29 protein-coding genes and 1 riboswitch are annotated in these 25,759 nt (G+C 43.3%); of the genes, 17 read left to right on the top strand and 12 right to left on the bottom strand.

All coding sequences use genetic code 11. The annotated features are described in order from the left end of the window. Nucleotides 1-29: 29 nt before the first annotated feature. Together AC07NA_RS02880 and AC07NA_RS02875 are read right to left on the bottom strand one after the other, a co-directional pair. Complete coding sequence (locus AC07NA_RS02880) at nt 30-779, bottom strand: SRPBCC family protein (protein WP_494895521.1); 750 nt, start codon at nt 777-779, stop codon at nt 30-32. Between the two features lie 106 nt (nt 780-885). Further along, a complete protein-coding gene (locus tag AC07NA_RS02875) occupies nt 886-1,332 on the bottom strand; it encodes a DUF1572 family protein (protein WP_494895519.1) in 447 nt (148 codons plus the stop codon). Nucleotides 1,333-1,463: 131 nt separating this feature from the next. Next, nucleotides 1,464-1,669: riboswitch (cobalamin riboswitch) on the top strand. Between the two features lie 91 nt (nt 1,670-1,760). Here AC07NA_RS02875 and AC07NA_RS02870 point away from each other — a divergent pair. From AC07NA_RS02870 to AC07NA_RS02855, 4 genes are all read left to right on the top strand, one after another. After that, the gene (locus AC07NA_RS02870) at nt 1,761-3,773 is read left to right on the top strand and encodes a TonB-dependent receptor plug domain-containing protein (RefSeq protein WP_494895517.1); all 2,013 of its coding nucleotides are present in this window, start codon (nt 1,761-1,763) and stop codon (nt 3,771-3,773) included. A gap of 14 nt (nt 3,774-3,787) precedes the next feature. Continuing rightward, nucleotides 3,788-4,861 carry a YncE family protein gene (locus AC07NA_RS02865; RefSeq protein ID WP_494895515.1) on the top strand — a complete coding sequence of 358 codons (1,074 nt, stop codon included), beginning with the start codon at nt 3,788-3,790 and terminating at the stop codon, nt 4,859-4,861. A gap of 59 nt (nt 4,862-4,920) precedes the next feature. Next, entirely contained in the window at nt 4,921-5,493 is a 573-nt protein-coding gene (locus AC07NA_RS02860) for a DUF6580 family putative transport protein (RefSeq protein ID WP_494895513.1), read from the top strand. A gap of 79 nt (nt 5,494-5,572) precedes the next feature. Then, the gene (locus AC07NA_RS02855; RefSeq protein WP_494895511.1) at nt 5,573-6,277 is read left to right on the top strand and encodes an SIR2 family NAD-dependent protein deacylase; all 705 of its coding nucleotides are present in this window, start codon (nt 5,573-5,575) and stop codon (nt 6,275-6,277) included. Between the two features lie 156 nt (nt 6,278-6,433). Here the strand turns inward: AC07NA_RS02855 and AC07NA_RS02850 are convergent, their stop codons facing one another. Together AC07NA_RS02850 and AC07NA_RS02845 are read right to left on the bottom strand one after the other, a co-directional pair. Further along, on the bottom strand, nt 6,434-6,682 hold the full coding sequence (locus AC07NA_RS02850; protein ID WP_494895509.1) for a hypothetical protein: 249 nt from the start codon (nt 6,680-6,682) through the stop codon (nt 6,434-6,436). A 9-nt stretch (nt 6,683-6,691) separates the two neighbouring features. Further along, the gene (locus tag AC07NA_RS02845; protein WP_494895507.1) at nt 6,692-7,390 is read right to left on the bottom strand and encodes a DUF3291 domain-containing protein; all 699 of its coding nucleotides are present in this window, start codon (nt 7,388-7,390) and stop codon (nt 6,692-6,694) included. A 72-nt stretch (nt 7,391-7,462) separates the two neighbouring features. Here AC07NA_RS02845 and AC07NA_RS02840 point away from each other — a divergent pair, with 72 nt between their 5' ends. From AC07NA_RS02840 to AC07NA_RS02815, 6 genes are read left to right on the top strand one after another with little or no spacing between them, the layout of a single operon-like run. Next, entirely contained in the window at nt 7,463-7,939 is a 477-nt protein-coding gene (locus AC07NA_RS02840) for a GAF domain-containing protein (RefSeq protein WP_494895505.1), read from the top strand. Further along, nucleotides 7,939-8,583 (top strand): alpha/beta hydrolase, encoded by a 645-nt coding sequence (locus tag AC07NA_RS02835; protein WP_494895503.1) that lies wholly within the window; start codon nt 7,939-7,941, stop codon nt 8,581-8,583. Before AC07NA_RS02840 ends, AC07NA_RS02835 begins: the two co-directional genes overlap by 1 nt. Then, nucleotides 8,584-9,186, top strand: coding sequence for a DNA-3-methyladenine glycosylase (locus tag AC07NA_RS02830; RefSeq protein ID WP_494895501.1), 603 nt, complete (start codon nt 8,584-8,586; stop codon nt 9,184-9,186). A gap of 45 nt (nt 9,187-9,231) precedes the next feature. Beyond that, nucleotides 9,232-10,512: a kynureninase gene (kynU, locus tag AC07NA_RS02825; protein ID WP_494895499.1), complete on the top strand. Its 1,281-nt coding sequence runs from the start codon at nt 9,232-9,234 to the stop codon at nt 10,510-10,512. Nucleotides 10,513-10,525: 13 nt separating this feature from the next. After that, the gene (locus AC07NA_RS02820) at nt 10,526-11,380 is read left to right on the top strand and encodes a bestrophin family protein (protein ID WP_494895497.1); all 855 of its coding nucleotides are present in this window, start codon (nt 10,526-10,528) and stop codon (nt 11,378-11,380) included. Continuing rightward, nucleotides 11,380-12,282 carry a histone deacetylase family protein gene (locus AC07NA_RS02815; RefSeq protein WP_494895495.1) on the top strand — a complete coding sequence of 301 codons (903 nt, stop codon included), beginning with the start codon at nt 11,380-11,382 and terminating at the stop codon, nt 12,280-12,282. Before AC07NA_RS02820 ends, AC07NA_RS02815 begins: the two co-directional genes overlap by 1 nt. Before the next feature lie 11 nt (nt 12,283-12,293). Here the strand turns inward: AC07NA_RS02815 and AC07NA_RS02810 are convergent, their stop codons facing one another. The 4 genes from AC07NA_RS02810 to AC07NA_RS02795 are packed head-to-tail and all read right to left on the bottom strand — an operon-like array spanning nt 12,294 to nt 15,274. Then, nucleotides 12,294-13,643 carry an MATE family efflux transporter gene (locus tag AC07NA_RS02810; protein ID WP_494895494.1) on the bottom strand — a complete coding sequence of 450 codons (1,350 nt, stop codon included), beginning with the start codon at nt 13,641-13,643 and terminating at the stop codon, nt 12,294-12,296. 52 nt (nt 13,644-13,695) lie between these two features. After that, nucleotides 13,696-14,328, bottom strand: a complete 633-nt coding sequence (locus tag AC07NA_RS02805) for an AlbA family DNA-binding domain-containing protein (protein ID WP_494895493.1) — start codon at nt 14,326-14,328, stop codon at nt 13,696-13,698. A 5-nt stretch (nt 14,329-14,333) separates the two neighbouring features. Then, nucleotides 14,334-14,789 (bottom strand): GNAT family N-acetyltransferase, encoded by a 456-nt coding sequence (locus AC07NA_RS02800; protein WP_494895491.1) that lies wholly within the window; start codon nt 14,787-14,789, stop codon nt 14,334-14,336. After that, on the bottom strand, nt 14,786-15,274 hold the full coding sequence (locus AC07NA_RS02795) for a DUF4442 domain-containing protein (RefSeq protein WP_494895490.1): 489 nt from the start codon (nt 15,272-15,274) through the stop codon (nt 14,786-14,788). The genes AC07NA_RS02800 and AC07NA_RS02795 overlap by 4 nt, the downstream gene beginning before the upstream one ends. Before the next feature lie 200 nt (nt 15,275-15,474). Here AC07NA_RS02795 and AC07NA_RS02790 point away from each other — a divergent pair, with 200 nt between their 5' ends. From AC07NA_RS02790 to AC07NA_RS02770, 5 genes are all read left to right on the top strand, one after another. Beyond that, nucleotides 15,475-15,681, top strand: coding sequence for a hypothetical protein (locus tag AC07NA_RS02790; protein WP_494895488.1), 207 nt, complete (start codon nt 15,475-15,477; stop codon nt 15,679-15,681). Nucleotides 15,682-15,848: 167 nt separating this feature from the next. Next, the gene (locus AC07NA_RS02785) at nt 15,849-16,430 is read left to right on the top strand and encodes an RNA polymerase sigma-70 factor (protein ID WP_494895486.1); all 582 of its coding nucleotides are present in this window, start codon (nt 15,849-15,851) and stop codon (nt 16,428-16,430) included. Further along, entirely contained in the window at nt 16,427-17,413 is a 987-nt protein-coding gene (locus AC07NA_RS02780) for a FecR family protein (RefSeq protein ID WP_494895484.1), read from the top strand. Before AC07NA_RS02785 ends, AC07NA_RS02780 begins: the two co-directional genes overlap by 4 nt. 10 nt (nt 17,414-17,423) lie before the next feature. Continuing rightward, nucleotides 17,424-19,580: a carboxypeptidase-like regulatory domain-containing protein gene (locus AC07NA_RS02775; RefSeq protein ID WP_494895482.1), complete on the top strand. Its 2,157-nt coding sequence runs from the start codon at nt 17,424-17,426 to the stop codon at nt 19,578-19,580. 60 nt (nt 19,581-19,640) lie between these two features. Next, on the top strand, nt 19,641-20,630 hold the full coding sequence (locus AC07NA_RS02770) for a hypothetical protein (RefSeq protein WP_494895481.1): 990 nt from the start codon (nt 19,641-19,643) through the stop codon (nt 20,628-20,630). 71 nt (nt 20,631-20,701) lie between these two features. Here the strand turns inward: AC07NA_RS02770 and AC07NA_RS02765 are convergent, their stop codons facing one another. Both AC07NA_RS02765 and AC07NA_RS02760 read right to left on the bottom strand, forming a co-directional pair. After that, a complete protein-coding gene (locus tag AC07NA_RS02765; protein ID WP_345209201.1) occupies nt 20,702-21,085 on the bottom strand; it encodes an SRPBCC domain-containing protein in 384 nt (127 codons plus the stop codon). A 23-nt stretch (nt 21,086-21,108) separates the two neighbouring features. Continuing rightward, entirely contained in the window at nt 21,109-21,702 is a 594-nt protein-coding gene (locus AC07NA_RS02760; protein WP_494895480.1) for an acetate uptake transporter, read from the bottom strand. A gap of 106 nt (nt 21,703-21,808) precedes the next feature. On the opposite strand from AC07NA_RS02760, the gene gpmA reads away from it, so the two are divergent. Beyond that, on the top strand, nt 21,809-22,498 hold the full coding sequence (gene gpmA, locus AC07NA_RS02755; protein ID WP_494895479.1) for a 2,3-diphosphoglycerate-dependent phosphoglycerate mutase: 690 nt from the start codon (nt 21,809-21,811) through the stop codon (nt 22,496-22,498). 126 nt (nt 22,499-22,624) lie between these two features. Here gpmA and proC read toward each other — a convergent pair whose 3' ends face one another. Together proC and argB are read right to left on the bottom strand one after the other, a co-directional pair. Beyond that, complete coding sequence (proC, locus tag AC07NA_RS02750) at nt 22,625-23,446, bottom strand: pyrroline-5-carboxylate reductase (RefSeq protein ID WP_345209198.1); 822 nt, start codon at nt 23,444-23,446, stop codon at nt 22,625-22,627. Beyond that, nucleotides 23,443-24,279, bottom strand: coding sequence for an acetylglutamate kinase (gene argB / locus AC07NA_RS02745; protein WP_494895477.1), 837 nt, complete (start codon nt 24,277-24,279; stop codon nt 23,443-23,445). Before argB ends, proC begins: the two co-directional genes overlap by 4 nt. Before the next feature lie 154 nt (nt 24,280-24,433). Here argB and AC07NA_RS02740 point away from each other — a divergent pair, with 154 nt between their 5' ends. Next, a complete protein-coding gene (locus tag AC07NA_RS02740; protein WP_494895476.1) occupies nt 24,434-25,738 on the top strand; it encodes an NAD(P)/FAD-dependent oxidoreductase in 1,305 nt (434 codons plus the stop codon). The last annotated feature ends 21 nt before the right edge of the window (nt 25,739-25,759 follow it).

The following is a 25,759-nucleotide window of genomic DNA, read 5'->3' as shown; positions in this document are numbered from 1 at the left end:
CCCATGCTTTTGCTGTAGTTGGATTCTTATTACGAGATCACTATAAAGGTTTCTTCGCCCTCACCATTAATAGTGCGGGGTTCATTATCGATATCCATATACTGTTTAAAGTTTTGTACGTCGGTATTTACCATGTTCTTAAATACTGGGTTTAATACATGGGCTATACTTGCGCCAAAGCCGCCTGCCGGTGGTTGGTATGATATCACCACATCAACCAGTGTGCCGCCATCTTCGGTATCACGGAAGCGAACCTTGCCTGCGTTGTCAATAATGGAATCGGGCAGCGAGCTCCAGCCGATCATGTAGCCGGGTTCATCTTTTACAATTTCAGCATCCCAGCTAACACGGGCCACATTGGTAGGTAATTTCAATACCCAGTGCGAACGTTTGTCGTCCAGTACTTCAACACTTTCAAGGTGTTTCATAAACAGGGGAAGGTTATCCAGCTTACGCCAAAAATCGTATACCTCGTAACGAGGCTTCGCTACTGTAAACGATGAACGTATATTGATATTCACGGCATCATCGGTAGTTGTTTTGCCCATTTTGGTGTATAATTCGCAATGGCCTGTAACACCACGGGTTAACAGATAGCCGCCAGCGCCAATTTTCAGGATACTTGAAAATGGCGATTTAAACAGATTCTTAAAACCCGAAAGACCCAGTTTAATACCACTTGCGATAGATATATATCGCTCGGGCCAGTTCAAATTTATAGGTTCATCGGTTGATTGGCCTTTGTAACGGTCGGTTACTGTTAGTGCTGTCGTTGTCATAATTTGTTACTTTAGGTAGTATGTAATTAAAACAGCATACATGGCGATGGGTTTTCTTTAAATGAAAATAATATAACCTTGTTTATAAAGTAAAGTATATTGACACTCAATTATCCAATAAGCGACGATGGTAGTTTATCTGCCCCAGGTGGTAACCTAAATGTATTGCCAAGTGAACAAAAAAGTATTCAGTCGAAACGTCTTTTAAATGTATCTCGGCCGGGTACTTTTCATTCAATTGCTCTTCCGAGATCATCTCAAAAGTATTCGCGATCATGATAATCGTTTTTTCTACCTTATCCACCAGTTCCACGCGCGGCACATCTTTCAGCGCAAATTCATCCACACGGTTCCTTACATAACCCGTTTTGCCAAATTCCGCGCCGATATAAGTGTTGAGGTTACCAACCAAATGTAAACAAAGGTTACCGGCAGAGTTTAATATGCTCTTTTCAATATACCATATCTTGTCCTCATTTTGGTAAGCTTCTATCTCTTGCTTTAACTTTTCAAGGTCGCGGATGATCAAATTTTTCAGCGTATCTTTTATCATATATCTATTATATGGCTTGTTTTAGTTAATTAATAACAATGCAAGATTGTTATTTTCTATCTTACTGTTGACATCGCATTCAAACTTTGCGTGATTTTTAGTAAACAATATTGATTTACCAATGCATATTGTACTTTTACAAATGCTTTGGTTTTAGCATGCGCACAATGTATGTTAAATTAAAAGGGAATACAGCGTAAATCTGTAACTGTCCCGCAGCTGTAAGCTCCGTTAAATTATTGCCCTGTTCAAATATGGTCACTGTTTGTAAGCAAACGGGAAGGCCGGGGTAAAAGAGGAGCATAGTCAGAAGACCTGCCATAGCACAATAATTATTCGAAGCTTTCGGGGATTGAAGCTTGAATGCGTGTAACGGCTTTTAAGCCTGTACCTGCTATTTTTTATCCCCATAATAAATTTGTCGCCAATTGAAAAGCACGGTGTATATCTGTAAACAAATACGGTTATCTAAATGGGTAGCACTGTTACTGGTATTGCACGGTGCCGATAGTTACGCGCAAACAGATACCACCAAAAAGCTGAAGGAAGTAAAAATCAATTCATCCGCGGCACCCAAAGTGCAAACACTTAGCCCGGCGCAGCATGTAACCGCCGCCGACTTTAAAAGATATAGTGCCTTTAACGTTGCCGATGCCGTACGCAATTTTGCAGGCGTAAATGTACGCGATTATGGGGGGATAGGCGGCTTAAAAACGGTATCGGTACGGAGTATGGGTGCTAACCACACCGCCGTGCTGTACGATGGCGTTCAACTTACCGATGCGCAAAACGGACAAATAGATCTTGGTAAATTCAACCTGAATAACGTACAGGAAATAGCCTTGTACAATGCCCAGCAACCTGAAATTTGCATGACTGCCCGCGCTTTCGCTTCGGCGAGTGTGTTGAGCATTAAAACGGTAAGACCAGGGTTATCTGTCGATAAACCCTACCAGGTACAGTTGGGATTAAAAGGAGGGAGTTTCGGGTTGATCAATCCTTACTTACAGTGGCAGCAGCGGATAAGTGATGACTGGTCGTTCATTGTTAACAGCTACTATCAAAAAGCCAACGGGCGCTATAAGTTTAAGGTGGATGATGATGCTTCAGATACTTTGGCCATCCGTAAAAACAGCGATATAACCACGCATCAAATTGATGGCGCTTTGTATTGGGCAAAATCAGATAGCAACCGTTTCCATATCCAGTTCAATTATTATAATAGCGAACGCGGTTTGCCCGGCGCGTTTATCTATTACGTAAACAACTCGTATCAGCGCCTGCGTAACGAAGATGTATTTGTGCAGGCAGGGTACGAGCGTGTTTTTACCAATGGCTTTCATTTGCTGTTAAATACAAAAGCTTCACGCGGTTATCAGCATTACCTCGATACATCTTTTGTGAACACTAAAGGCGAATTAAGCGAGCACTACACCCAGCGGGAAATTTACCAGTCGGCATCATTAGCTTACCGTATACTGCCGGAGTGGGAAGTTTCCTATTCTTTGGATGCATCCCTGGCTGATCTTAAATCTGACGTTTATGCTTATGCCTTTCCAACTCAATTGCAGTTATACAATGTATTGGCTACTGATGTAACGTTAGATAAGTGGCATTTGCAGGGCAATGTGTTGCACCGCTACATTGGTCAATCAGTTAAGGAAGGCAAGGCTCCGCCATCACGGTCGGCTTTTTTGCCAACACTGATGCTTTCGGTACAGCCTTTTAATAAACAAAACCTGCAATTGAGGGCATTTTACAAACGGATCTTCCGTAACCCTACTTTCTCCGAAGAATATTATTACACTACGCTACCCAGGGTCATTAAGCCCGAATACACCAATCAATACAACCTTGGTTTTACGTATAGTAAGGTGGTGAACAGCCTGATTGATTATATAACCTTTACTGCCGATGCTTACTACAACACTATAACAGATAAGATCATCTACCTGCCGGGGCGTTCGGCCGAAATACCGGCGGTGATCAATTTGGGCAAGGTGGATATAAAAGGACTGGATGTTAACCTGAAAAGTCAGCTAAACCTCGCGCAAAATTGCAAGGGCGTGTTCTCGGTTGCGTATACCTATCAACGTGCTCAAAACGTAACCAATCCGTCTGAGCGCATCTATCTCGATCAAATTCCGTATACACCAAAACATTTACTTTCGGCAAATGCGGGAGTGTTGTATAATAAGCTGGGCGTGTATTATAATCATACCTTTTCGTCGGTAAGGTATACCAGTAATAACATCCCTGAATACATGATACCTGCTTATAATATCAGTGATGCATCGGTAGTGTATAACTTTACTTATGGCAAGTTGCCGGTATCCTTATCTGCCGAAGCCAATAATTTATTGAATAAAAACTATTCGGTTATAAAGTATTATCCAATGCCGGGGCGATCGTTCAGGCTTACGTTTCAATTAACAATTTAATTCATATAAATAACATGAAAAATTTGAAGGTCAATTACTTAATTATTTCTATAGCGTTGTTAAGCGCACTATCATCATGCCGTAAAGGGAAGAATGATGTAGTGCCCGATCAGCCAACGGCGGAGCGTGCCGGGGTGTATATCTTAAACCAGGGCGGGAGCGATGGTAAGGGTTCATTAAGTTATTACGACTATACACAAAAGAATTTATCGGCAGATATATTTAACGACGCCAACGGCCGGGCGATAGGTAATACTCCTAACGATATGGCTACCTATGGCGCTAAAATGTATATCGTAGTAAACCGCTCGGGTACGGTAGAAGTGGTTAATCCTAAAAATGCCAAATCAATAAAGCAGATCAAATTTGAAGACAAGGGTGCTGCACGTGAAGTGCGTTACATCGTTTTTAATAAAAATAAAGCTTTTGTAAGTTGTACAGATGGTAATGTGGCTGTATTGGATACCGCTACGCTCACTATTGAAAAATACATAGCGGTAGGCCGTAACCCCGAACAAATGGCTATCAGCAACAATAAATTATATGTAGCCAATTCCGGCGGATACAGTTTCCCTAATTATGATAAAACAGTGTCAGTCATTGATTTGAATACGCTTACCGAAACAAAGAAGATAGAAGTACCCATTAACCCTGTAAGTGTAATCGCGGATGCTTACGGCGATGTTTATGTGGTATCTATGGGTAATTACACTGATGTTTCACCATCATTTACACGCATCAGTAGTGCTGCTGATAATGTAACCTCAACTGTTGAAACAAGTGTTGGTTACGGAAATGTAATAACCATCAATGGCGATTTAGCCTACATTATTGGCGGCGATGGTAAAATAAAAGTATACAATGTAAAAACGGAAGCAATAGTGACCGATAACTTTGTTATCGATGGCACCGCTATAGTTGCCCCTTATGCTATAGAAGCTGACAAGCAAACCGGCGAAGTATTTATTACCGATGCAAAGGATTACAGCATCGCGGGCGAGGTTTTTGCCTTTACTAAGGATGGGAAAAAGGAATACACGTTAGAGGTTGGCATAAGTCCGGGTAAAATATTGTTCATAAATAAGTAGTGGCCGGCTGTTTTCTATTTAAAGTATAAATGAGTAATTTCGCTTAATATTCTTTTAACATGTCGGTACAAAAAATGAATGCCCGTAATACGGTATTAATATTAATGATATTAGGTGCAGCAGCCATGCGCTTTGTTACCTATCAGGTGCCTTTCTTAAGCAATTTTACACCGGTAGGTGCCATAGCCCTATTTGGCGGTACGTACTTTACCGATAAATGGAAAGCCTATTTAGTGCCTTTAACCACACTTTTTATAAGTGATACGGTGATTAACTACCTGTATTCATCAAGGCTTGAAATTGACTACTCTTATTCGTTTTGGGTGTATTTAAGTTTTGCTATTATGGTGTTTATTGGCACCTTAATTAAAAAGGCGAGTGTTGTAAATGTAAGCTTGGCGTCATTGGCATCTGTAATCGTATTTTGGTTGCTTACCGATTTGCCATGGTTAATTCCGGGTATGTACCCTAATACTTTAGGAGGATATGCTACTTCTTTATACAACGCGATCCCTTTTCAACGTAATATGCTACTGGGCGATTTCGTTTTTGGGGCAATATTGTATGGCGGCTTTGAAATGGCTAAGAGCAAGTTCGAATACCTGCGCAGTCCGCGCGAGTTGGCTTTATAAAATTTATAAACAATATTTTTTGAAGCGACCGCCCAACAAAGCGGTCGCTTTTTTTGTGGCTAATATTTAACTTGGCAATATGAAAAACATAGTGATCCTTACTGGTGCGGGCATCAGCGCCGAAAGCGGTTTAAAAACATTCAGGGATAGCGACGGACTTTGGGAGGGGTACAATATACAGGACGTGGCCACGCCCGAAGCCTGGGACTGGAACCCTGTAATGGTGCAGGATTTTTATAATGAACGCCGTAAATCGGTATTAGCGGCATTGCCCAATGCAGCCCATTATGCGCTGGCCAGGCTGGAAGAGAAATATAAGGTTACTATCATCACCCAAAACATTGATGACCTGCACGAGCGCGCCGGTTCAACCAATGTGGTGCACCTGCATGGCATCATCACCCGGTCGCAAAGCAGCATCGATTCAAAGCTTACTTACCCCATTAACGGCTGGGAATTGAAGATGGGAGAGCTTTGCGAATTAGGCTCGCAATTGCGTGCCCATGTAGTGTGGTTTGGTGAAGATGTGCCGATGATTGAAGAAGCCGCGAAAATATGTACCGCTGCCGATATCTTTATTTTGATAGGTACTTCGCTGGCAGTTTACCCCGCTGCCGGCCTCATCAATTACGTACCCAAAGATGTAGCCAAAATAATTGTCGACCCGAAAATACCGGGAGTAGGGCACCTCAAAAATGTAGTGCAAATAGAAAAGAACGCGACCGTAGGCGTGCCGCTTTTGGTAGATCAGTTGCTCGGTATTGATCCTTTAAATCCCGAATGATCGGATTTTACTCTAAACAAGAAATGCCTTGCGGTTTCGCAAGGCATTTCTTGTTTAGAACGTTTTGGAACTTAAAATACGTGCCAAATAAAATTCTGTTTGCTAAGTATTTTTTTTATAAGTAATTAGTTTTTCAATTACTTATAAACTATATCTTTAGTAATTATACCGGTAATATGCTTCTTTATAATCCTTGCGCATTTCGGTAAAGCGGATGGCAATAGTTTTTAGAAAGTCTTCATCCAATATCTCGAACACACTGTTCACGCCTTCCGTCAAATCCATTTCGGCTATCTTGTAGGTCTGTTCTAAAAGGCCCTGTTCTATTTTTACAATGAACTTTTGATTCATGGACAGGATAGATATTTTAAATTCGGGGTGGGGTAATTCTGCAATAATTCTCATGTCGATTTTTTATATAATGTTCTCTAAAGGATCGTGTCCGTTTATGGTGCCAAAACTGGCGATGGGTTTAAAGCGGGCAAAAAGTTCTTCGCTGTACCAGTCTTCCTGGCGGGTTTTTTTGATGACCTCGGCGTGTTCCTTGCTTTTATAGGCAAAGCTTTTCATGGCTTCTTCGCCGCTCCATATCGAAAAGGTGGCCTGCCTGTAAACAGGGGCTTCACCAATACCTATAGAGGTGATATAACCCGGCGCTTTGCTCATCAGGCTGGCTACTTCATCCACATGCGACCAAAAGTTTTTTAACCTTTTAAACCTGATGGTAGCGCGGGTAAGTACACAGATGGGGCCAATGTAGTCCGCATTACTTTCGGGCTTTCCAAAGGGCTGTTTGCCATCCCATTTGCCGTGGCTTTGCATGGGTGTGCATAGTACAGTCCATATTTCGGTACCGAACAGCCTCCACCAGCCGGATATGAATGAATTTTTGTAAAAGGTATCAAAGTCTTCGCGGCTATCCCAGGTGGCTAATAAGCCCCATTGCCGCCAGTCGGGCTCAAGGTCGAAAGTGCCATTGCGGCCGGTGCCCAATAGTTTCCAAAAGTAGCAGCCATGTTGCAACGCCAGTGGTAGCCTGTGCAAGGCCATAGCCAGCAGCGCGAAAGGCACAAAGGCTTTTTTATATCGAACAATGGTGAGACTAACGATCATCAGCACGAAATAAAAGATTAAATATGAGATTTGCCTTATTTACTTTTAATGGCACATACTTACATTTGTTACATGGCAGAAGATCTGAAAATAATTATCTCTACAGATAAAGAAGAACAATATCTTTCCCTGATACCGCAAATAACCGGTTTATTATACGGCGAGGAAGATTTAGTGGCAAACTTGGCCAATGTAACCGCGGCTTTAAAAGAGCAGTTCAAATGGTTTTGGGTAGGCTTTTACCTTGTTAAAAATGGCGAATTGGTATTAGGCCCTTTTCAGGGACCGGTAGCCTGTACACGCATTGCTAAAGGCAGGGGCGTTTGCGGCGAGTCATGGGCTCAAGCTAAAACTTTAGTGGTTCCGAATGTGGAAGAGTTCCCGGGGCATATCGCTTGCAGTTCACTTTCAAGGTCGGAAGTGGTAGTACCTATTTTTCATGATAACGAAGTAGTTGCCGTGCTTGATGTTGATAGCGAAGAGCTGGCGCAATTTGATGAAACAGACGCTAAGTACCTGGAGCAGATAGTTGCCCTGATCAAGTTCTGATGAGTCAATTATTTCTTATCCCCGGCTTAGGAGCTGATAGCAGGATCTACAAGAATATACATACTGAAGGGTACGAGCTTGTATATATAAATTGGCTATTACCTGATTTAAGTGATAGTTTAGAAAGCTATGCACAAAAGCTTATCAATCATTATAATATCACTGAAAATTTTATAGTAATTGGTAATTCGTTAGGAGGGATGCTGGCGGTTGAAATAGCCAAGCAAGTGAAATTGGATAAAGTGATATTGATCTCCAGTATCAAGTCGGTTGATGAAGCGCCCTGGTATTTCCCGGTATTCAGAAGAGTGCCTTTGAACCGTGCCATCCCCGGCAAAGTATTTACCTCCATGGGATTTATGGTGAAGCCGTTGTTTGGTAAAATGTCGGCAGATGAAGCATGGCTGTTTCAGGATATGTTGAAGAATACCTTACCGGTATTTGCCAAGTGGGCCATGGAGGCTATCCTAAAATGGACAAACAGAACCATTCCCGAAAACCTTTATCATATTACGGGTAATAAGGATACTGTGTTCGATTATAAGCGCATCAAAGGAGCGCATATTATTGAGGGCGGAACGCATGTCATGATCTTTGATAAAGCCGACGAGATCAATCTTTGGCTTAAAAATATTCTAAATTAAATGAAACTCCCAGCATCTTTTTATACCGGTAACGATGTGGTTGACATTGCCCGCAAGTTATTGGGTAAGTACCTATACACTTATATTGATGGTGTAATTACTGGTGGTTACATTGTTGAAACAGAAGCCTATAATGGTGCAGGCGATAAAGCATCGCACGCCTTTGGCAATAAGAAAACACCGCGCACCCAAACCATGTTTGAGCATGGCGGCATCGCTTATGTTTATCTTTGCTATGGCATTCACGAGATGTTTAATATCGTAACCGGTGCAGAAGGCGTGCCTCATGCGGTTCTCATTCGCGCGGTGCACCCAACAGAGGGTATCGAGGTGATGCAGGCGCGGCGTAATATGGCTGTAGTGAAGCCTAACATTACTGCCGGGCCGGGTTCGGTGGCTAAGGCGTTCGGTATCTCCAGGCAAATAAACGGTGTGAGCATGTTGAGCGATACGCTTTGGGTTGAAGACAGGGTGCTGATTTTTAAAGATGAAGAATTGAAAATTTGTCCGCGGGTTGGTGTCGACTATGCCGGGGATGATGCCTTGCTGCCGTATCGCTTTTTTGTGAAGGGCGATGTTTATGTAAGTAAACCCAATAAATAATATAAAGCGCAGGCATTGGAGCGGCCTTTTTTGTATAATTGACTAATGGATTTTCAGAACACGCTTGAATTTGCCCTGCAACTGGACGAGCAGGACCCGCTTAAACACTTTCGTGAAGAGTTTTTAATACCACAGCATGCCGGTAAAGATGCTATTTATCTTTGCGGCAATTCGCTTGGCCTGCAACCGGTATCGGCACAAAAATATATCGCGGAGCAACTTAGCTCCTGGCAAAACCTTGCGGTAGAGGGTTGGTTTGATGGCGATGCGCCCTGGTTGAGCTATCATAAGCAAGTCGCGGCGCTGGCCGCACCTATTGTAGGTGCCAAAATTAGTGAGGTTTCTATCATGAATTCACTTACAGTAAATCTTCATTTACTGATGGTAAGTTTTTATAAGCCAACTGATAATAAGTTTAAGATTATTATGGAAGGCGGTGCTTTTCCGTCAGATCAGTACGCGGTTGAAAGCCAGGTAAAGTTTCATGGTTATGCTCCGGCGGATGCTGTTATTGAGATCTTTCCACGTGAGGGAGAGTATACTTTACGTACCGAAGATATCCTGAAAACGATAGAAGAAAATAAGGATCAGCTGGCATTGGTACTCTTCGGCGGCATAAATTATTATACCGGGCAGTACTTCGATATTGAGGCTATTACCAAGTCCGGTCATGCGGCCGGTGCTTATGTCGGTATTGATCTGGCACATGCGGCGGGTAATGTGGCTGTTAAGCTGCACGATTGGGATGTCGACTTTGCCTGTTGGTGTTCGTATAAGTATATGAATGCCGGTCCGGGTGGTATAAGCGGAATTTTTGTGCATGAAAAGCATTTTAACGATACTTCGCTCAATCGCTTTGCAGGCTGGTGGGGATACCGTGAGGATAAGCGTTTTCTAATGGCTCCGGGCTTTGATCCGGCAGTTGGTGCCGAAGGCTGGCAGGTGAGTACCAGCCCCATCCTGTTATTGGCGCTTTATAAGGCTTCTCTTGATATTTTTGAGCGTGCGGGAGGTATTGATGTTCTTCGCGCAAAAGGGGATGTTCTGACGGCTTACCTGGAGTTTTTGATAAAGGCAGTTAATAATGAGCAGGGCGAAGAGGTTTTCAAGATCATTACGCCCGAAACTATTGCCGACAGGGGCAGCCAATTGTCGCTGATCTGCAAACGCGGTGGAAAGGCAATTTTTAATTACCTTACCCAAAACGGCGTAATCGGCGACTGGCGCGAACCCAATGTGATCAGATTAAGCCCCGTGCCGCTTTATAATTCTTTTGTTGATGTGTTTAACGCCGCCCGGCACTTAAGTAGCGCAGCGGGCTTATAATTGCAAAATAAGTATGGTTTACTATAACCCGAGAGAGTGGTTCTCATTTGTATTTAGGTTTCACAAGGCCGAAACCCTTCGCGAGCTGTTTCCGCTGATGACTGCCGTTGGGGCTTATTCGGCCATTGTTACCTTTTTGCTGATCGATTATTTCGAGCTGCCCAAAACCAGTATCATTACCAAGATAATCTACATTCATCAAACCATAGGTTTCGTGTTTTCCTTGCTACTGGCCTTTCGTATCAATTCGGCTTATGATCGCTGGTGGGAAGGGCGCAAGCTTTGGGGTAGCCTTACCAATAACAGCCGCAACTTCGCTATCAAGCTAAAATACATTGTTGGCGAAAAAGAGATTGTTTATTTCAGATACTTGATCCCACTTTATGCTCGCGTGCTACGAGATCATCTGCGCGATAAATATCATCCGGAAGATCAGGAGTTCGTTCACATAAATCCCTCGCAGCATGTACCTAACCAGGTGGCTTCTGCCATGATGAAGGATATTTACCGCCTCAATAAAGACGGGCAGATCAATATGGAGCAGTTATTGAGCTTAAATATTGAAATGACTTCTTTTACAGATATTTGTGGTGGGTGCGAACGCATTAAAAAGACACCTATTCCTTTCTCGTATAGTGTGTTCATCAAGAAGTTTATCTTTAGCTATATCATGACCCTGCCGTTTGCATGGGCCTTTGAATTGAAGTATTTTATTGTGCCTGTTATCGCCTTTGTGTTATTCGTATTTGCCAGTATCGAGCTGATAGCCGAGGAAATTGAAGACCCCTTCGGCCATGATGCCAACGACTTGCCGCTTGATAACATTTGCGAGAACATTGATAAGCACGTAGGCGAAATTCTGTCCTGATGTTGAAAATAGCTTATGACCCTATCTACGCGCATCCCTTGCCTGAAGGGCATCGTTTCCCGATGCTGAAATACGAGTTGATCCCGGCACAGCTACTGCACGAAGGTGTGATTACTGAAGATAACCTGTTTTCGCCGGAGCCGCTGGACGAAGAGATCATCCTGTGGACGCACGACAAGTATTACTGGGAGCAGCTGCGCGATCAAACCCTCTCTGCAAAAGAGATCCGGCGGACAGGTTTCCCATTATCGCCTAAATTGGTGGAGCGTGAAATACGTATTGCAAAGGGCAGTATTGATGGCTGCCATTATGCTTTTGAGTATGGCGTAGCCTTTAACGTTGCCGGTGGCACGCACCACGCGGGCATTAATTGGGGCGAAGGTTTTTGCTTATTAAATGATCAGGCTATCGCAGCTAACTATTTATTAAATAATAATTTAGCTAAATCTATCTTAATAATTGATTTAGATGTACACCAGGGAAATGGTACCGCGCAGATCTTCGAAAATGAGCCGCGTGTATTTACCTTCTCCACGCACGGGGCCAATAATTTCCCCTACCGTAAAGAGGTTTCCGATCTGGATATTCCGTTTCCGGATGATACGGGTGATGAAGTATTTCTGAATACGCTCTATCAAACGCTTCCCAAATTGATCGCGCAGCAACAACCCGATTTTATATTTTACCTTTCGGGGGTAGATGTTTTGGCTACCGATAAACTGGGTAAACTTTCCTTAACCCGCGAAGGCTGCCGTACACGAGACGAGTTCGTGTTGCAGCAATGCCATCAAAACAATATCCCGGTGCAGGTAAGCATGGGCGGTGGGTACTCGCCAAACATCAAAGATATTGTTGAAGCACATTGCAACACTTATAAAGCCGCTGCTGATATATTCTTTTAAAATACAGGAGATTACAGTAGTTTATTACTGATCTTATTAAAGCGGATATATAGCATTATCGCGGCTGCCGCCAATCCACATACCAGGCCATACCAAACGCCTTGTGCCCCGAAGCCGAGGATGATTCCCATATAATAGCCAATTGGCAAACCTATCAGCCAGTACGATATAAAGGTGATGATGGTTGGCACATTAACATCGCCCATACCCCGCAACACGCCAAGCCCAACCACCTGCACACCATCAAATATTTGAAACACTGCCGCAATGATCAATAATTGGCCGGCTATGGCCACTACCTGGGCATCTGAGGTGATGATCCACGGCAACCAGTTATGCGCGACGATAAAAACGAGCGCGGTGCAAGTCATGAAAGCGATAACGATATGGTAGCTTGATAATGCCGAGTAGCGCAGATTAGTATGATCTTTGGCACCAAAGTTATTGCCCGATTTTATAGCTGATGCAGAGGATAAACCGCTGGCTATCATAAATGTTATGGCTGCCATATTAATAGCCACCTGATGTGCGGCCTGGTGAGTGGCGCTTATGGTACCAATCATAATGTTGGCCCCACTAAAGGCGCTTAATTCAAAAGTCCCCTGCAAAGCAACCGGTATACCTATCTTTAAGATCTTTATTCTCCTTATCTTATCAATCTGCGCAAAGGCAAAACTAACCAGGTATTTTTTGAAGTTTTTCGACCGGAAAACATAGATTGACATGGCAACGGCCATCAGGCAGCGGTCTATCAGCGTGCTATAGCCTACACCTTTTATACCCATTGGCGGAATGCCAAAATAACCCTTAATGAAAATAATGCCGAGGCATATGTTGATCACATTGCCCCATATCGATATCATCATGGCCTGTTTGGTAAAGCCTAAGCCTTCGGCAAATTGCTTGAAGGTATTAAATACTAACAGCGGTATAATTGAAAACCCCATCAGTATAAAGAATGGTTTTGCCTGCTTTACCACTTCGGGCGATTGACTAAGGTGATCGAGCACGTAAACGGAGCCAAAATACATGGCCAGGAAAAGTATGATGCTTGTAAGTATGTTCAGGAAAAAGCTATTTGATAACAACCTGCCGCATTCTTCATAATTACCCCGGCCGTTCTCTTGCGAAATGAGCGGCGTCAATCCATAAGAAACACCCAGGCCGATCAGCATGGGTAATATAAACAAACTGCCTACCAAGGAAACGGCAGCCAGTGATACGGTGCCCGCGAAATGGCCAACCATAATACTATCCGACACCTGCACGGCAATATGTCCCACCTGCGAAATGATCACAGGCATGGCTAAGGTTAACGTGTCGCGGTAATGGGGTTTATATTTTAAGTAGATACGTTTCATGATCGCGACAAATTAAGGTCGCAAAAATAGGAAAACGGGAGAGAACCAAGGCTTAGCAGGCAGTATAAAATTCTTCCTTCTCGGTGGTGTGTACCAGTATCACGCCCGAAAGCACCAGATCAACCAGTATACGCTGTGCCCTGCGGCGACCGATATTCAGCAGATCGCAAAGCTGTTTTACGGTGATGCGCTGCATTTTTTCGAGGTATTCCAGCAATGCTTTTTCCTTTGACGAGTATTCTATCAATACCCCCGTATCATCAGCAGATCGTTTGAGTACATCAACCACAATTTTGCTGGCCAATACGCTTTTATCCTTCACCCTGATGTATACCCACCATTTACCGTCTTCGGCAAGGGCGTAGTGGGGTTTATCATTGCTGGCAGGTATTTCGGCTACCAAAACAACTTTGTCGTCAATATAAACTTCCTCAAAAACAGGGTCGAGCGCGGGGCGGCAGTAAAAATGCGCGGCCTTGGTGAGCATAAATTTTTCTTCCTCTTCAGATTTTACGCCCAATATAGTACCATTATCGGCAACGCCAACCAGCAGCATACCGCCCTTATTGTTGGCGAACGACACCATAGTTTTGGCTATCTTTTCGTAACGGGTAATTGTCTTTTTAAAATCTAACGATACACCTTCTCCTTCAAAAATCAGCTTTTTTATAATTGCTCTGTTCACTGCGCTTAATCTTTAGTGTAAGGTCTAAAAATCCCCATCCATCTTTCGGGGTTGTTAATTGGTGTAAAGCCAAACTGGCTGTACAAACCATGGGCATCTGATGTCGCTAACGACCATCTTCTCAAACCTTGTAAACCGGGCCAGTTCATAATTGTTTGTACCAGCCATTTCGAAAGCCCTTGTTTACGGTGCTCGTTCAATACAAATACATCGCATAAATACGCGAAAGTAGCCTGGTCGGTAACCACCCTTGCAAAGCCCGCCTGCCTGCCATTATGGTAAATACCGAAGCACAAAGAATGTTCAATGGCCCTTACCAGTTTTTCACGCGGGATACCTTTTGCCCAATATGATTCCTTGTCAAGATAATTATAAACGGTATCAATATCAATTAATTCTTTATCGGTTGATATGGTATAGCCCTTTTTCAGAAAGGCGTCATCATTCATAAACACAGTCATACAACGGCCGTTTGTTTGTTGTCAACATAATCGAGATTGCGCATATACACTTCGCTCAACAGCGACGCGCATAAAATACCGTTCTCGTCAATCATTTCAATGGGGTAGGCCTTTACGTTTTTGCCAATACGTTTTAAATTGTTTTCGGCCTCGGCAATATCATTGTCGCTTAGCTGAATGGTAAAGCTAAGTGTAGTACGTGCCGGTTTAATATACCTGATATCGCAAGCCTTTAACCAAACGATGATCCGGTAGCCTTTATTACTGAATATCTGGTGGAATAGTACCGGGTAAAATGGGTCGGCAGCCGAAAATATGGTGCCGCCAAAAATTGATTTGTTGTAGTTTTTATTCAGAAAGCTCTTCTTAACACGAACTGTTACCCCCCTGAAACCGGGCTCGAACTTTACAACCCAAATACGCTGAAACAGCATAGGCGGATACAAGCGCATGATCCATTTTAGCCTGTTTTCGCTTACCCTCATAATGTATAAATATATAAAATTGGAAATATATGGATAGTTAAAAATTTGGTTACAAGGTGTCAATATGTATAAAAGGTTATGATAAAGGCATTTATTTTTGTACGATTTACATTTTTCTGCAAAAAAGTTTAAACAATAAAGTTTTGGCAGCGTTGTTGTGATAATTAACAGAAATTGATAAACATTTAATCTGATACTTTATGAAAAAGCACATTTTAACATTAGCATTAGCGACGACCATGATCGGTGCTATTGCAACAGGATGCAGTTCACAAGAAAAAGCAAGCAGTTCAGACACTTCAGCAGCAGATTCAGCCGCTGTAACTACAACTGATACTACTGCAAAATCTGATACAACCAAAACACCTGATAGCCCCGCTGCAACAGATACTACCAAAAAAATGTAATCTCTTTTGCACTAACATAAAAAGGCCTGGTCAGCATTATGCTGGCCAGGCCTTTTTTGTTTTTATCATCGCTTAAAAAAAATTTGATATCAGCGTGGGGGTACATGCACCTCACGTTGTCTGCTGTGTATATTAAGGTTAATTATTACATTTAAAGCCTTACGGGTTTGCAAACAGATAATATACATACAGCATTTCAATTACAGCTTAATGCCGATAGTGCCGATTTCGACAGCATCTACCTCGATCATTATACGGCGTTGCATCATTATGCCTATACCATGCTTAACGACGGGGCTTTGGCTGATGAAATGGTGCATGACGTTTTTTTGAAAATACTGGAACGTAAAGGACCCATCAGTATCCACACCTCGCTAAAAGCATACCTGTACCGCTCGGTACATAATGAATGCCTTAATTATATCAAACACCAAAAGGTAAAACAAAGCTATTTAAACCATGCCGGTTACGAAATGGATAATCAAAGCGAAAATACATCGGGTGGTTTACAGTACCGCGAACTGGAACAGCGGTTGTTAAAAGCCATTAACGAACTGCCCGAGCAATGCCGTACCATATTTCAGATGCGGCGTTTTGAAGAACTTAAATATGCCGAGATAGCCGCCAAATTGGGTATAAGCACCAAAACGGTAGAAAACCAGATGAACAAGGCATTAAAAAGACTAAGGCTGCAACTGGCAGACTACCTGCCTTTTTTATTGTGGATACTAATAAATATGATGCGATGAATTTAAACGCTGAAAACATGGAAATGAACGACGATCTGCTGATCAGTTGCCTGTTGGGCGAAGCATCAGCCGAACAAGTGGCACAGGTAACCGAATGGCGCAAAGCGGATGCCGCCAATGAGCGGCATTACATGCAATTTGCACAGGTATGGGAGGCAAGCGATAAACTCAAATTTACCGTGCAAGCCAATGCGCAGGAATCATTAGGCAGGCTGAAGCAAAAAATAGCCGCGCAAAAAGCCGATGAGGGTAAAGAAGTAATACTGCCGCGCAGTTATAACTGGTTACGTATAGCTGCTGTATTGCTGGCCTTTGCAGGGGGCGTGTGGTTGTATATGATAAATAAAGGACCTGCCAAAGATGTGGACTTTGCTACCGATAAGGCGGTCAGGATTGATACCCTGTCTGATGGTTCTGTCATCACCCTTAACAAAAACAGCTTATTGCAATACCCCGAAACCTTTAGCGGAAACAAAAGGAAGGTTACGCTGGTGAGGGGCGAGGCCTTTTTTAGTATCACTCCCGATAAAAGCAAACCGTTTATCATTAACAGCGGCGGTACCGTTATTAAGGTGGTAGGCACATCGTTCAACGTGAAAAATAAAAACAGCAATATTGAGGTAATTGTAGAAACCGGGATAGTAGAGGTAAGTAACAGTGGTAAGATGCTTTCGCTTAAGCCCGGCGAAAAAGCGGTGGTAAAGAAACTGGAAAAGGAACTGATAAAACAGAAAAATACTGATCAGCTATATAATTACTACAGGAGCAAGGAGTTTGTTGCCGACGATACGCCCTTATGGCGCATAGTGGAGGTATTGAATGAGGCTTACGATAGCCGCATCATTATTGGCCGTAAGGAGTTGAGGAACTTGCCGCTGAATACCACATTCAAAAATGAACCATTGGATAGCGTGTTGAAGGTGATCACCCGTACGTTTAATATCACTGTGGAAAAGAAGAATAACCAGATCATACTTAAATAGCAGCCTGTTAATGAATTTTACTTTACTACGTTCATCAAAAAAGGTTAAGCTGCTGTTCGCTTTTATACTGTTATCACTTGTTTTAAGTAACCGGGCACATGCCCAATATTTGTTAAGCAAGCCGGTTTCCATCAATGCAAACCACGAAAAGTTGGCCGCTGTGCTTAGCGAAATCAGCAAGCAGGGCGGATTTTATTTTTCTTACAACGGCGAAATTTTGCGAAAGGATAGCCTTGTGACTATAAACGCCAATAATCAATCGGTAATAGTCGTGCTGCGACATCTGTTTAACCAGAAATATGAATATGCCGAACAAAACGGCTATATCATAATTACCCCGGCCTTGCCGAGATTATCGCTCATTAATACAGATATGACCAATGATGACAATACCTATTCGGTAAGTGGTTTTGTGGTTGATGAGCGTAATGGCGAACGCTTAATGAATGCCAGCGTGTACGAAAAGCAGCAGCTGGTATCGGCATTAACAGATGAGCACGGTTATTTCAGGCTTAAATTCAGGGCAGACAACCCTCAAACCATCAGTATTACCGCCAGTAAAAGATCTTATAAGGATACTTCTATCACCTTTCTGCAAACTATATCCGTTAGCCAGCGCAACCGTTTGGCCGATTATTATAGCGCCACAGATAAAGGCAACAGGGTAGAACGCACCGGGTTGGGCAGGTTGTTTATCTCCACCCGGCAAATGATCCAGAGTTTAAACATTCCCGATTTTTTTGCTCACCGGCCATTCCAGGTATCGTTTACACCAGGTTTGAGTTCGCATGGCATGTTTAGTCCGCAGGTGGTAAATAAGTTTTCGGTGAATTTGGTTGGAGGCTATACCGCCGGGGTAAACGGACTGGAGGTAGGCGGCTTATTCAACATTAACAAGCGCAATAGCCGTTATTTACAAATGGCAGGCATCTTCAATTTAGTAGGCGGTACGCTAAGCGGTTTGCAACTGGCAGGCGTAAATAATCAGGTACTGGATACAGTTAAAGGTGTGCAGGTAGCGGGGTTTATAAACAGGAGTGAGGGCCCCGTATACGGTTTGCAGTTAACTACCCTGCGTAACGATGCTCATAAATTGAAAGGCGTACAAATAGGATTGGTAAACAGTGCCGATACATCCGAAGGGATCAGCATTGGTTTACTGAATATTATTCGAAACGGCTTTTATAAAGTGAGCTTGTCAGCCAATACTCTTGCTAATACTAATATTTCCCTAAAAACGGGCACGCATGCTTTCTACAGCACCTTGTTAACGGGGGTAAATATCTCAGGCAATAATAAAATGTATTCGTTTGGTTTGGGTATCGGGCACGATTTTATGTTTAGTCCATCCGTTTACTTATCAGCCGAGGCCGATTACCAATTTGCCAATACCGGGGCGTGGGATGACAGGTGGGCGCAAGGGAAATTGCTGCTAAACGTGCAACTATCAAAACATATAAGCCTTTTTGCCGGACCAAACTACAATAAATACTCTTACACAGGCAGTCAGCCGGGCTATCAAACACGGTTTAGGGTGCCTCTCGAATATTATGGACGTAACCCGGTGAAACGATGGGTAGGCTGGGAAGCCGGTATAGCCTTTAACTCCACATTCAGCAAGCTGGAAGAAAAAGTGAGAACTGACAATTCCCGGTCTTGGTATTTAGGTACGGCAGTCACCGGTGGTATCGGCTGGGACAGGCCATACAAAAATGTATATGGAACAGAGCTGTTTATTCAGCGCGATTTGGGCAGCCACAGTGCTGGCACATTTACCGTGGGTTACACTTATCACAGTGCCGATCATATTGAAGCGTTTTACTCCGGCATCCCTAACGGAGCTTCGGATCAGATATTTATAAATGATTTTAAGGCGATACCGGTTAAAGCAGGTATTCGCAGCTATTCCGGTAAGCACTGGTTCTTTGGTGGCGAACTGGGGATGGCGTTCGGCATTGGTTATCCGGCCTTGCACCGTGCCACTTCCGGCGATGGCAATTTTACCGAAGAGGGTACAGGTATCAAAAATTCGGCACTCTATGCTATTTCCATGGGATACCGCTTTAATAACGGCCTGGAAACAGGTATCAAGTTTGAAGATTATGTGCGCTTTGCAGGCATCAAACAGTTCGGTTTGCGATTGGGCTATCGCCTTAAACTAAATTAAAATATTTTGGCGTAGGGGCGAGGCGTAATGTTGTTGTCATACCTGCAAAAATATATCACTATGTCAAAAAATACATTTATCAAGGCAGCGGCAGCATCTATATTGCTATTAGGCTCGCTGTCGGTTAACGCGCAAAGCAAATGGCGTATCGGTTTCGGTGTCGATCCGGGTTTGGCTACTAAAGATCCTTTCCAATACACTTTGGGCGGCGATATCAGGCTGCAAAGAGATTTTAACAACCGCGTATCGGGCACGCTAACCGCCGGATTTACCCATTTTTTTGAGAAAGATCATTTTACAGGCTTTAACCAATACGGCAGCCCGTACAATGTAATCCCAGTTAAGGCCGGTATCAAGTACTTTGTGGCCAATAAATTATATGTAGGCGGCGAGGCCGGTGTTGGTTTGGGCTTTGAGCAATGGGGGAACTCGTTCTTATGGTCGCCATCGGTAGGTTTAACCTTTAGTAACGGGCTCGATCTGAGTGTGAAATATGAGGATTATACCCGCAGCAGTATCACCAAAATGCTTGCCCTGCGCATAGCTTATGGCTTTAGTCTAAAAAAATTGAGTGTCCATAAAAAAGCTGATGCTCCCGAAGGCTGGCTGTTAGGTTTAGCGGTATCTCCCGGACAAACAACCGAAGGCTCTAATGGCTTTACCCTTGGTGGCGAACTAAGCCTGCATCATCGTTTAACCAACAACCTTGACGCGTCATTATCCGGTGGTATCACGCACTATTTTTCTACCTATCCTAATTATTATGTAGATCAATCGGCTGTTGCCTACAGCTTCCGTACCGATACTACCACAAGCAACGTTATCCCGCTGAAAGCCGGGTTAAGGTTATTTGCCGGTAACAAATTCTATGTAGGCGGCGAAGCGGGTATAGGCTTTGCTACCAAAGGCGGCAGTCAGTTTGTTTATTCGCCATCAATAGGTTTGCAATTTAAAAACGGTATTGATGCCGGTATTAAGTACGAAGCCTATAGCGGTCATAACATCGCCGATGTGCTGGCACTTCGTTTACGTTATCTCCTAAAGCTTTAATCACATACCCAAAACAAAAAAGCAGCGTGTTGAGCGCTGCTTTTTTGTTGATTGACTAAAGCTATAGAACGTTAGTTAACGTCAAAGAAATCTTCAAGGCTGCCAAAGTACACATTATCCCAGCCGTCGGTTATATCTTCGTAAGCTTCATCGGGGATATTGGTATGCCTTAACTCAACAGAGGTGCCGTGTTTATCGTCGTGCAATTTAATGGTCACTATTGATTCTTCGGTTTGGCCGTCAAAGTACCATTGCTGAACTACCTTTTTGTTGGGCTCAAATTCAATGTTCTTACCTACAATGCTGCCTTCCCATAATGAAAATTCCGATCCGGGTTCAGTTGACATTTCGGCCGGGTCACCTGTCCATAATTGTATGGTTACCGGGTTGGTAAGCGCCATGTAGATCTCTTCGGGCGTGGCCGGTATTATATAATATTTTTTGTAATCTTTCACGGGTGCAATTTAGCGCAAATATTTTACTTAGCCACAGGCCCTATAGGTAAAACTGTTTTGCCGTATACCTCGTTCAGCACATTGGCAATGCCGGTATAAATGGCCGATGCGCCGCAGATGATACCTTCATACCCGGCTAAATGCGTGATAGCTTTATTCCCGGTAGCATCGCCTGCCACCAATAAGCCAAACAATATAACCAGCGAACCAAATACAAATTGTAAAGCACGGTTTAAACGCAGCGTACCGAAGAACAAGAACAGTGTAAATAAACCCCAGATACCCAGGTACGCGCACATGGCACCTTCTGATGTTTTTTCGGCCAACCCCCATTTGGGTAACAATATCAGGCCAACTAATGATAACCAAAAGAAACCGTAAGATGTAAAGGCGGTTAAGCCGAAAGTGTTGTTCTTTTTAGCTTCTATAATTCCGGCAATCACCTGTGCCAGTCCGCCATAAAAAAGGCCCATGGCCAGTATCATGGAGTTAAGTTCGAAGAAACCGGCGTTGTGGATGTTGAGCAATACGGTGGTCATGCCGAAAGCGCACAAACCGAGAGGAGCAGGGTTAGCGATGCCGTCCGATACCGGAACGGGAGTAGTAACTACAGTCATAATTGTTTTGGTTTAATTGGATTTACCTGCAATGTAAATTTTTTTAAAAACAAATTACAAGTAAATTTAAAAACCCGCTACAACATTTGGCGTTAACCATTTATATATGCAGAAATTAGTATTACTACGGCATGGCGAAAGTGTTTGGAACCAGGAGAACCGCTTTACCGGTTGGACAGATGTTGACCTATCGCCCGAAGGATTTGAACAGGCTCGCAGGGCCGGTAAGCTGTTAGATGAGCATGGTTATAACTTTGATGCCGGCTTTACATCGGTATTAAAACGATCAATAAAAACATTGCATTTTGTGCTGGAAGAGTTGGATCACCTATGGATCCCCGTAACCAAATCGTGGCGCTTGAACGAACGCTTTTACGGTGCCTTACAAGGATTGAACAAAGATGAAACCATAGCTAAATACGGCGAAGAACAGGTGCACAAATGGCGGCGCGACCCCAACGAACATCCGCCTGAAGTAACACACGATGATGAACGTTATCCCGGCCACGACATCCGCTACAAAGACCTTACCCAGCGCGAAATACCCGTTACCGAAAACCTGAGCGAAACCATGGAGAGGGTATTACCCTTTTGGAGCGAAGTGATTGTAAAGGCCATGCGTCAAAACCAAAAAGTGATCATCTGCGCGCATGGTAACAGTTTACGGGCACTTATAAAATATATGGATCTGCTTAGTGATGAGGATGTAACCAACCTCGATATCCCTACAGCTACGCCCTGGATCTATGAACTGGATGAGGGACTGAATACCATCAGGCATTATTACCTGGAATAATAGACAGCACCCGCATTGTCATTTCGATGAGTTACGAAGAGAAATCTTCTTCGTAATGTGAGTCGGTAAGCTTTATTAAAAAAAAGCTTTGACAATTTTTAAAAAGTTGTCTAAGCTAATATGCGTTTACGCCTCGTCGTTCGGATACAATTCCCCGGCTTTTTGGGCCGAAAATTTAATACCTTTTATCATAGCCGAACTAAAGCCATTATGTTCCATTTCATTCAAACCTGCTATAGTACAGCCTTTTGGCGAGGTTACCTTATCAATTTCCTGTTCGGGGTGTGATGATAGTTGCAGTAACAGATCTGCTGCACCTTTGGCTGTTTGCGCGGCCATACGTAAGGCGTCATGCGCATGGAAGCCGATCTCGGTACCGCCTTGCGATGCCGCACGGATAGAACGCAGAAAGAACGCGATACCACAGGCGCAAAGCGCGGTGGCCGATGTCATGAGTTCTTCGTTGATCTGTATACTTACACCCACCGTATCAAATAATGATCTTACCAGGTTGATATTTTTCTGTGTACCGTTATCGGTAGCAATACATGTCATCGATTGCCCAATGGCTATAGCGGTATTAGGCATAGCCCTAATCACCTGTACATTTACCTCTAAATGTTTGCGGATATCCTCGCAGCTAACACCTGATATAACCGATACCAGCAGTTGCTTTTCTGATTTTATTACAGGCTTAATTTCGTCGAGCAGTTTGTTAAGCTGCTGCGGCAAAACGGCCAGTACAACAATATCAGCCTTTTTAACTGCCTTTGTGTTTACAGAGGTGGTTTGATAACCCTGCTCGGCATACTCATCAAGCGCAGCTACATTTCTGCGTGTAAGTATAACCTGATTGGGCTTACATATATTAGCCGCCACTAATCCCTTTGCTAATGATAAACCTATATTACCGCTGCCTAAAATGGCAATGTTTTGCTGTGCATTCATATATTGTTGCTTAAGCGTGTCCCAAATGGTTGTTGTCCCTTAATATTTCCCAAATCGTCAGACCGGCCAATGATCACCGATTTAACGCCGCAGGCAATTGCCGTAAAAGCGTTATCCAGTTTTGGCAGCATGCCGCTATGTATAATTTCCTGTTTTTTCAATTCTTCATAACGCTTCGGATGGATATCTCGTATTACCGATTCCTCATCATTTATATCGTGCAAAACGCCTTTTTTCTCAAAGCAGTATATCAGCGTGGTTTCGTACAGTTTTGATAACGATACCGCCAGTGCCGAAGCAATGGTATCGGCATTGGTATTTAATAACTGCCCTTCGCCATCGTGGGTTATCGCGCAAAAAGCGGGGGTAAAGCCTGCCTCAAGTAATCGCTGTATGTTTTCCGGGTTGATAGAATTTTCATCTATATCACCAACAAAACCGTAATCAATAGTTTTAACTGGGCGTTTCTTAGTGCGGATAAAATTCCCATCGGCACCTGTTAAGCCTATCGCGTTAGTACCAAAGCGCTGTAGCTGGGCCACAATGTTCTTGTTGATCAGGCCGCCGTAAACCATGGTTACCACACGTAACGTTTCAATATCTGTAATGCGCCTGCCGTCAACTAATTTTGCTTCAATACCCAATGTGGCCGAAAGCTGGGTGGCTACTTTTCCGCCCCCGTGTACCAAAATCTTGTGGCCGTCAAGTGAGCTAAAATCCTGAAGAAAACTATGCAAATTTTCAGAATTATCTATCACATTGCCGCCAATTTTAATAATATATAGTTTATTCACCTTGTTAGTAGTCTTTAAATACTTCTTATCAATGCCCATTTAGTGAATTAACGCCCTGTTTTTGATAAATATGATTCAAAATTAGCAAATAAGCGGCATTTATTTAATATTACGGTGTTAAATCGTTATTAAATTACAATTTTTAAACACAGGCTCAACAAAAAAGCACTTAATTAGTTGTCTATTATAATATATGATGAGCAACGAAAATACTACCGCCAAACCACTTGTGGTTATTATAGGCGGCGGCTTTGGCGGCATACAGGTTGCAAAGCGTTTAAAATCAGCACCTGTTGAGGTTTTAATGCTCGATAAGCATAACTATCATACCTTTCAGCCGCTGCTATACCAGGTGGCTACCGGTACGTTAGAGGCCGATTCCGTTGGCTTCCCGATCCGGCGGATCTTCACCGGGCAAAAGAACTTTAGCTTCAGGCTTACCGAAGTACAAAAGATAGATGCTGAAAACAATACGGTTATCACCAGCACGGGCGATATTAAATATGATTACCTGGTAATAGCCACAGGCTCAAACACCAATTTCTTTGGTAATAAGGAATTAGAGAGCTGTACCATGCCGATGAAGAATGTTCCCGAAGCGTTAAATCTGCGCAGCTTGATCCTTCAAAACCTCGAAACGGCGAACATTACTACTGATGCCGAAGAGCGCCGGGCATTGCTCACTTTTGTTATAGTAGGCGGCGGCCCTACTGGTGTAGAGCTTTCAGGTGCATTAGCCGATTTCCGTAAGTATATTTTGCATAAAGATTTTCCGAAGTTAGATAATGATGAGATGAAGGTTTATCTGATAGAAAGTAAGCCACGCCTCATTGCCGCCATGACGGAGCAGGCATCTGCCGCGGCCAAAAGGTTTTTAACGGATATGCATGTTCACGTATCCAACGGTATCAGGGTGCTGGGTTATGATGGCCTTACGCTCTCTATAAACGATGGCACTACGCTAAAAACACGCAATGTGTTTTGGACGGCCGGTGTAATGGGCGAAGTACCCGAAGGCATACCCAAAGAGATCATCAGCAGTGGTTACCGTATTGAAACGGATGAATTTAGCAAAGTAAAAGGCTTTCAAAATATATTCGCCATAGGCGATGTATCATCAATGATAAGTCCGCTCGCGCCGAATGGTTATCCCGGCGTTGCGCCGGTAGCAGTGCAGCAAGGGCAGCAGTTGGCTAAAAACCTTATCCGTATTATCAATGGTGAGGCTGTTGTGCCTTTTAAATATACTGATAAAGGCACAATGGCCACCATCGGCCTTAATAAAGCCGTGGCAGATATTGGCAAGATGCGTTTTCAAGGCTTTTTTGCCTGGCTGCTGTGGATGGTGGTGCACGTTATGTCGTTAGCCGGGTTTACCAATAAAGCCATCGTATTCTTGAACTGGTCGATAGGTTATTTTAGCCGTAATAGCGATAATCGTTTAATAGTTCGCTTTTTTAATACCAAAACAATGATGACGGAGCCGGTTGCAAAGTAGTATCAGGCTGTCAATATAAAC

It is taken from the genome of Mucilaginibacter sp. GW821-FHT07G05, assembly GCF_059418565.1.
The sequence above is the reverse complement of the archived record's forward strand: the minus strand, read 5'-3'. Positions and strand labels throughout refer to the sequence as shown.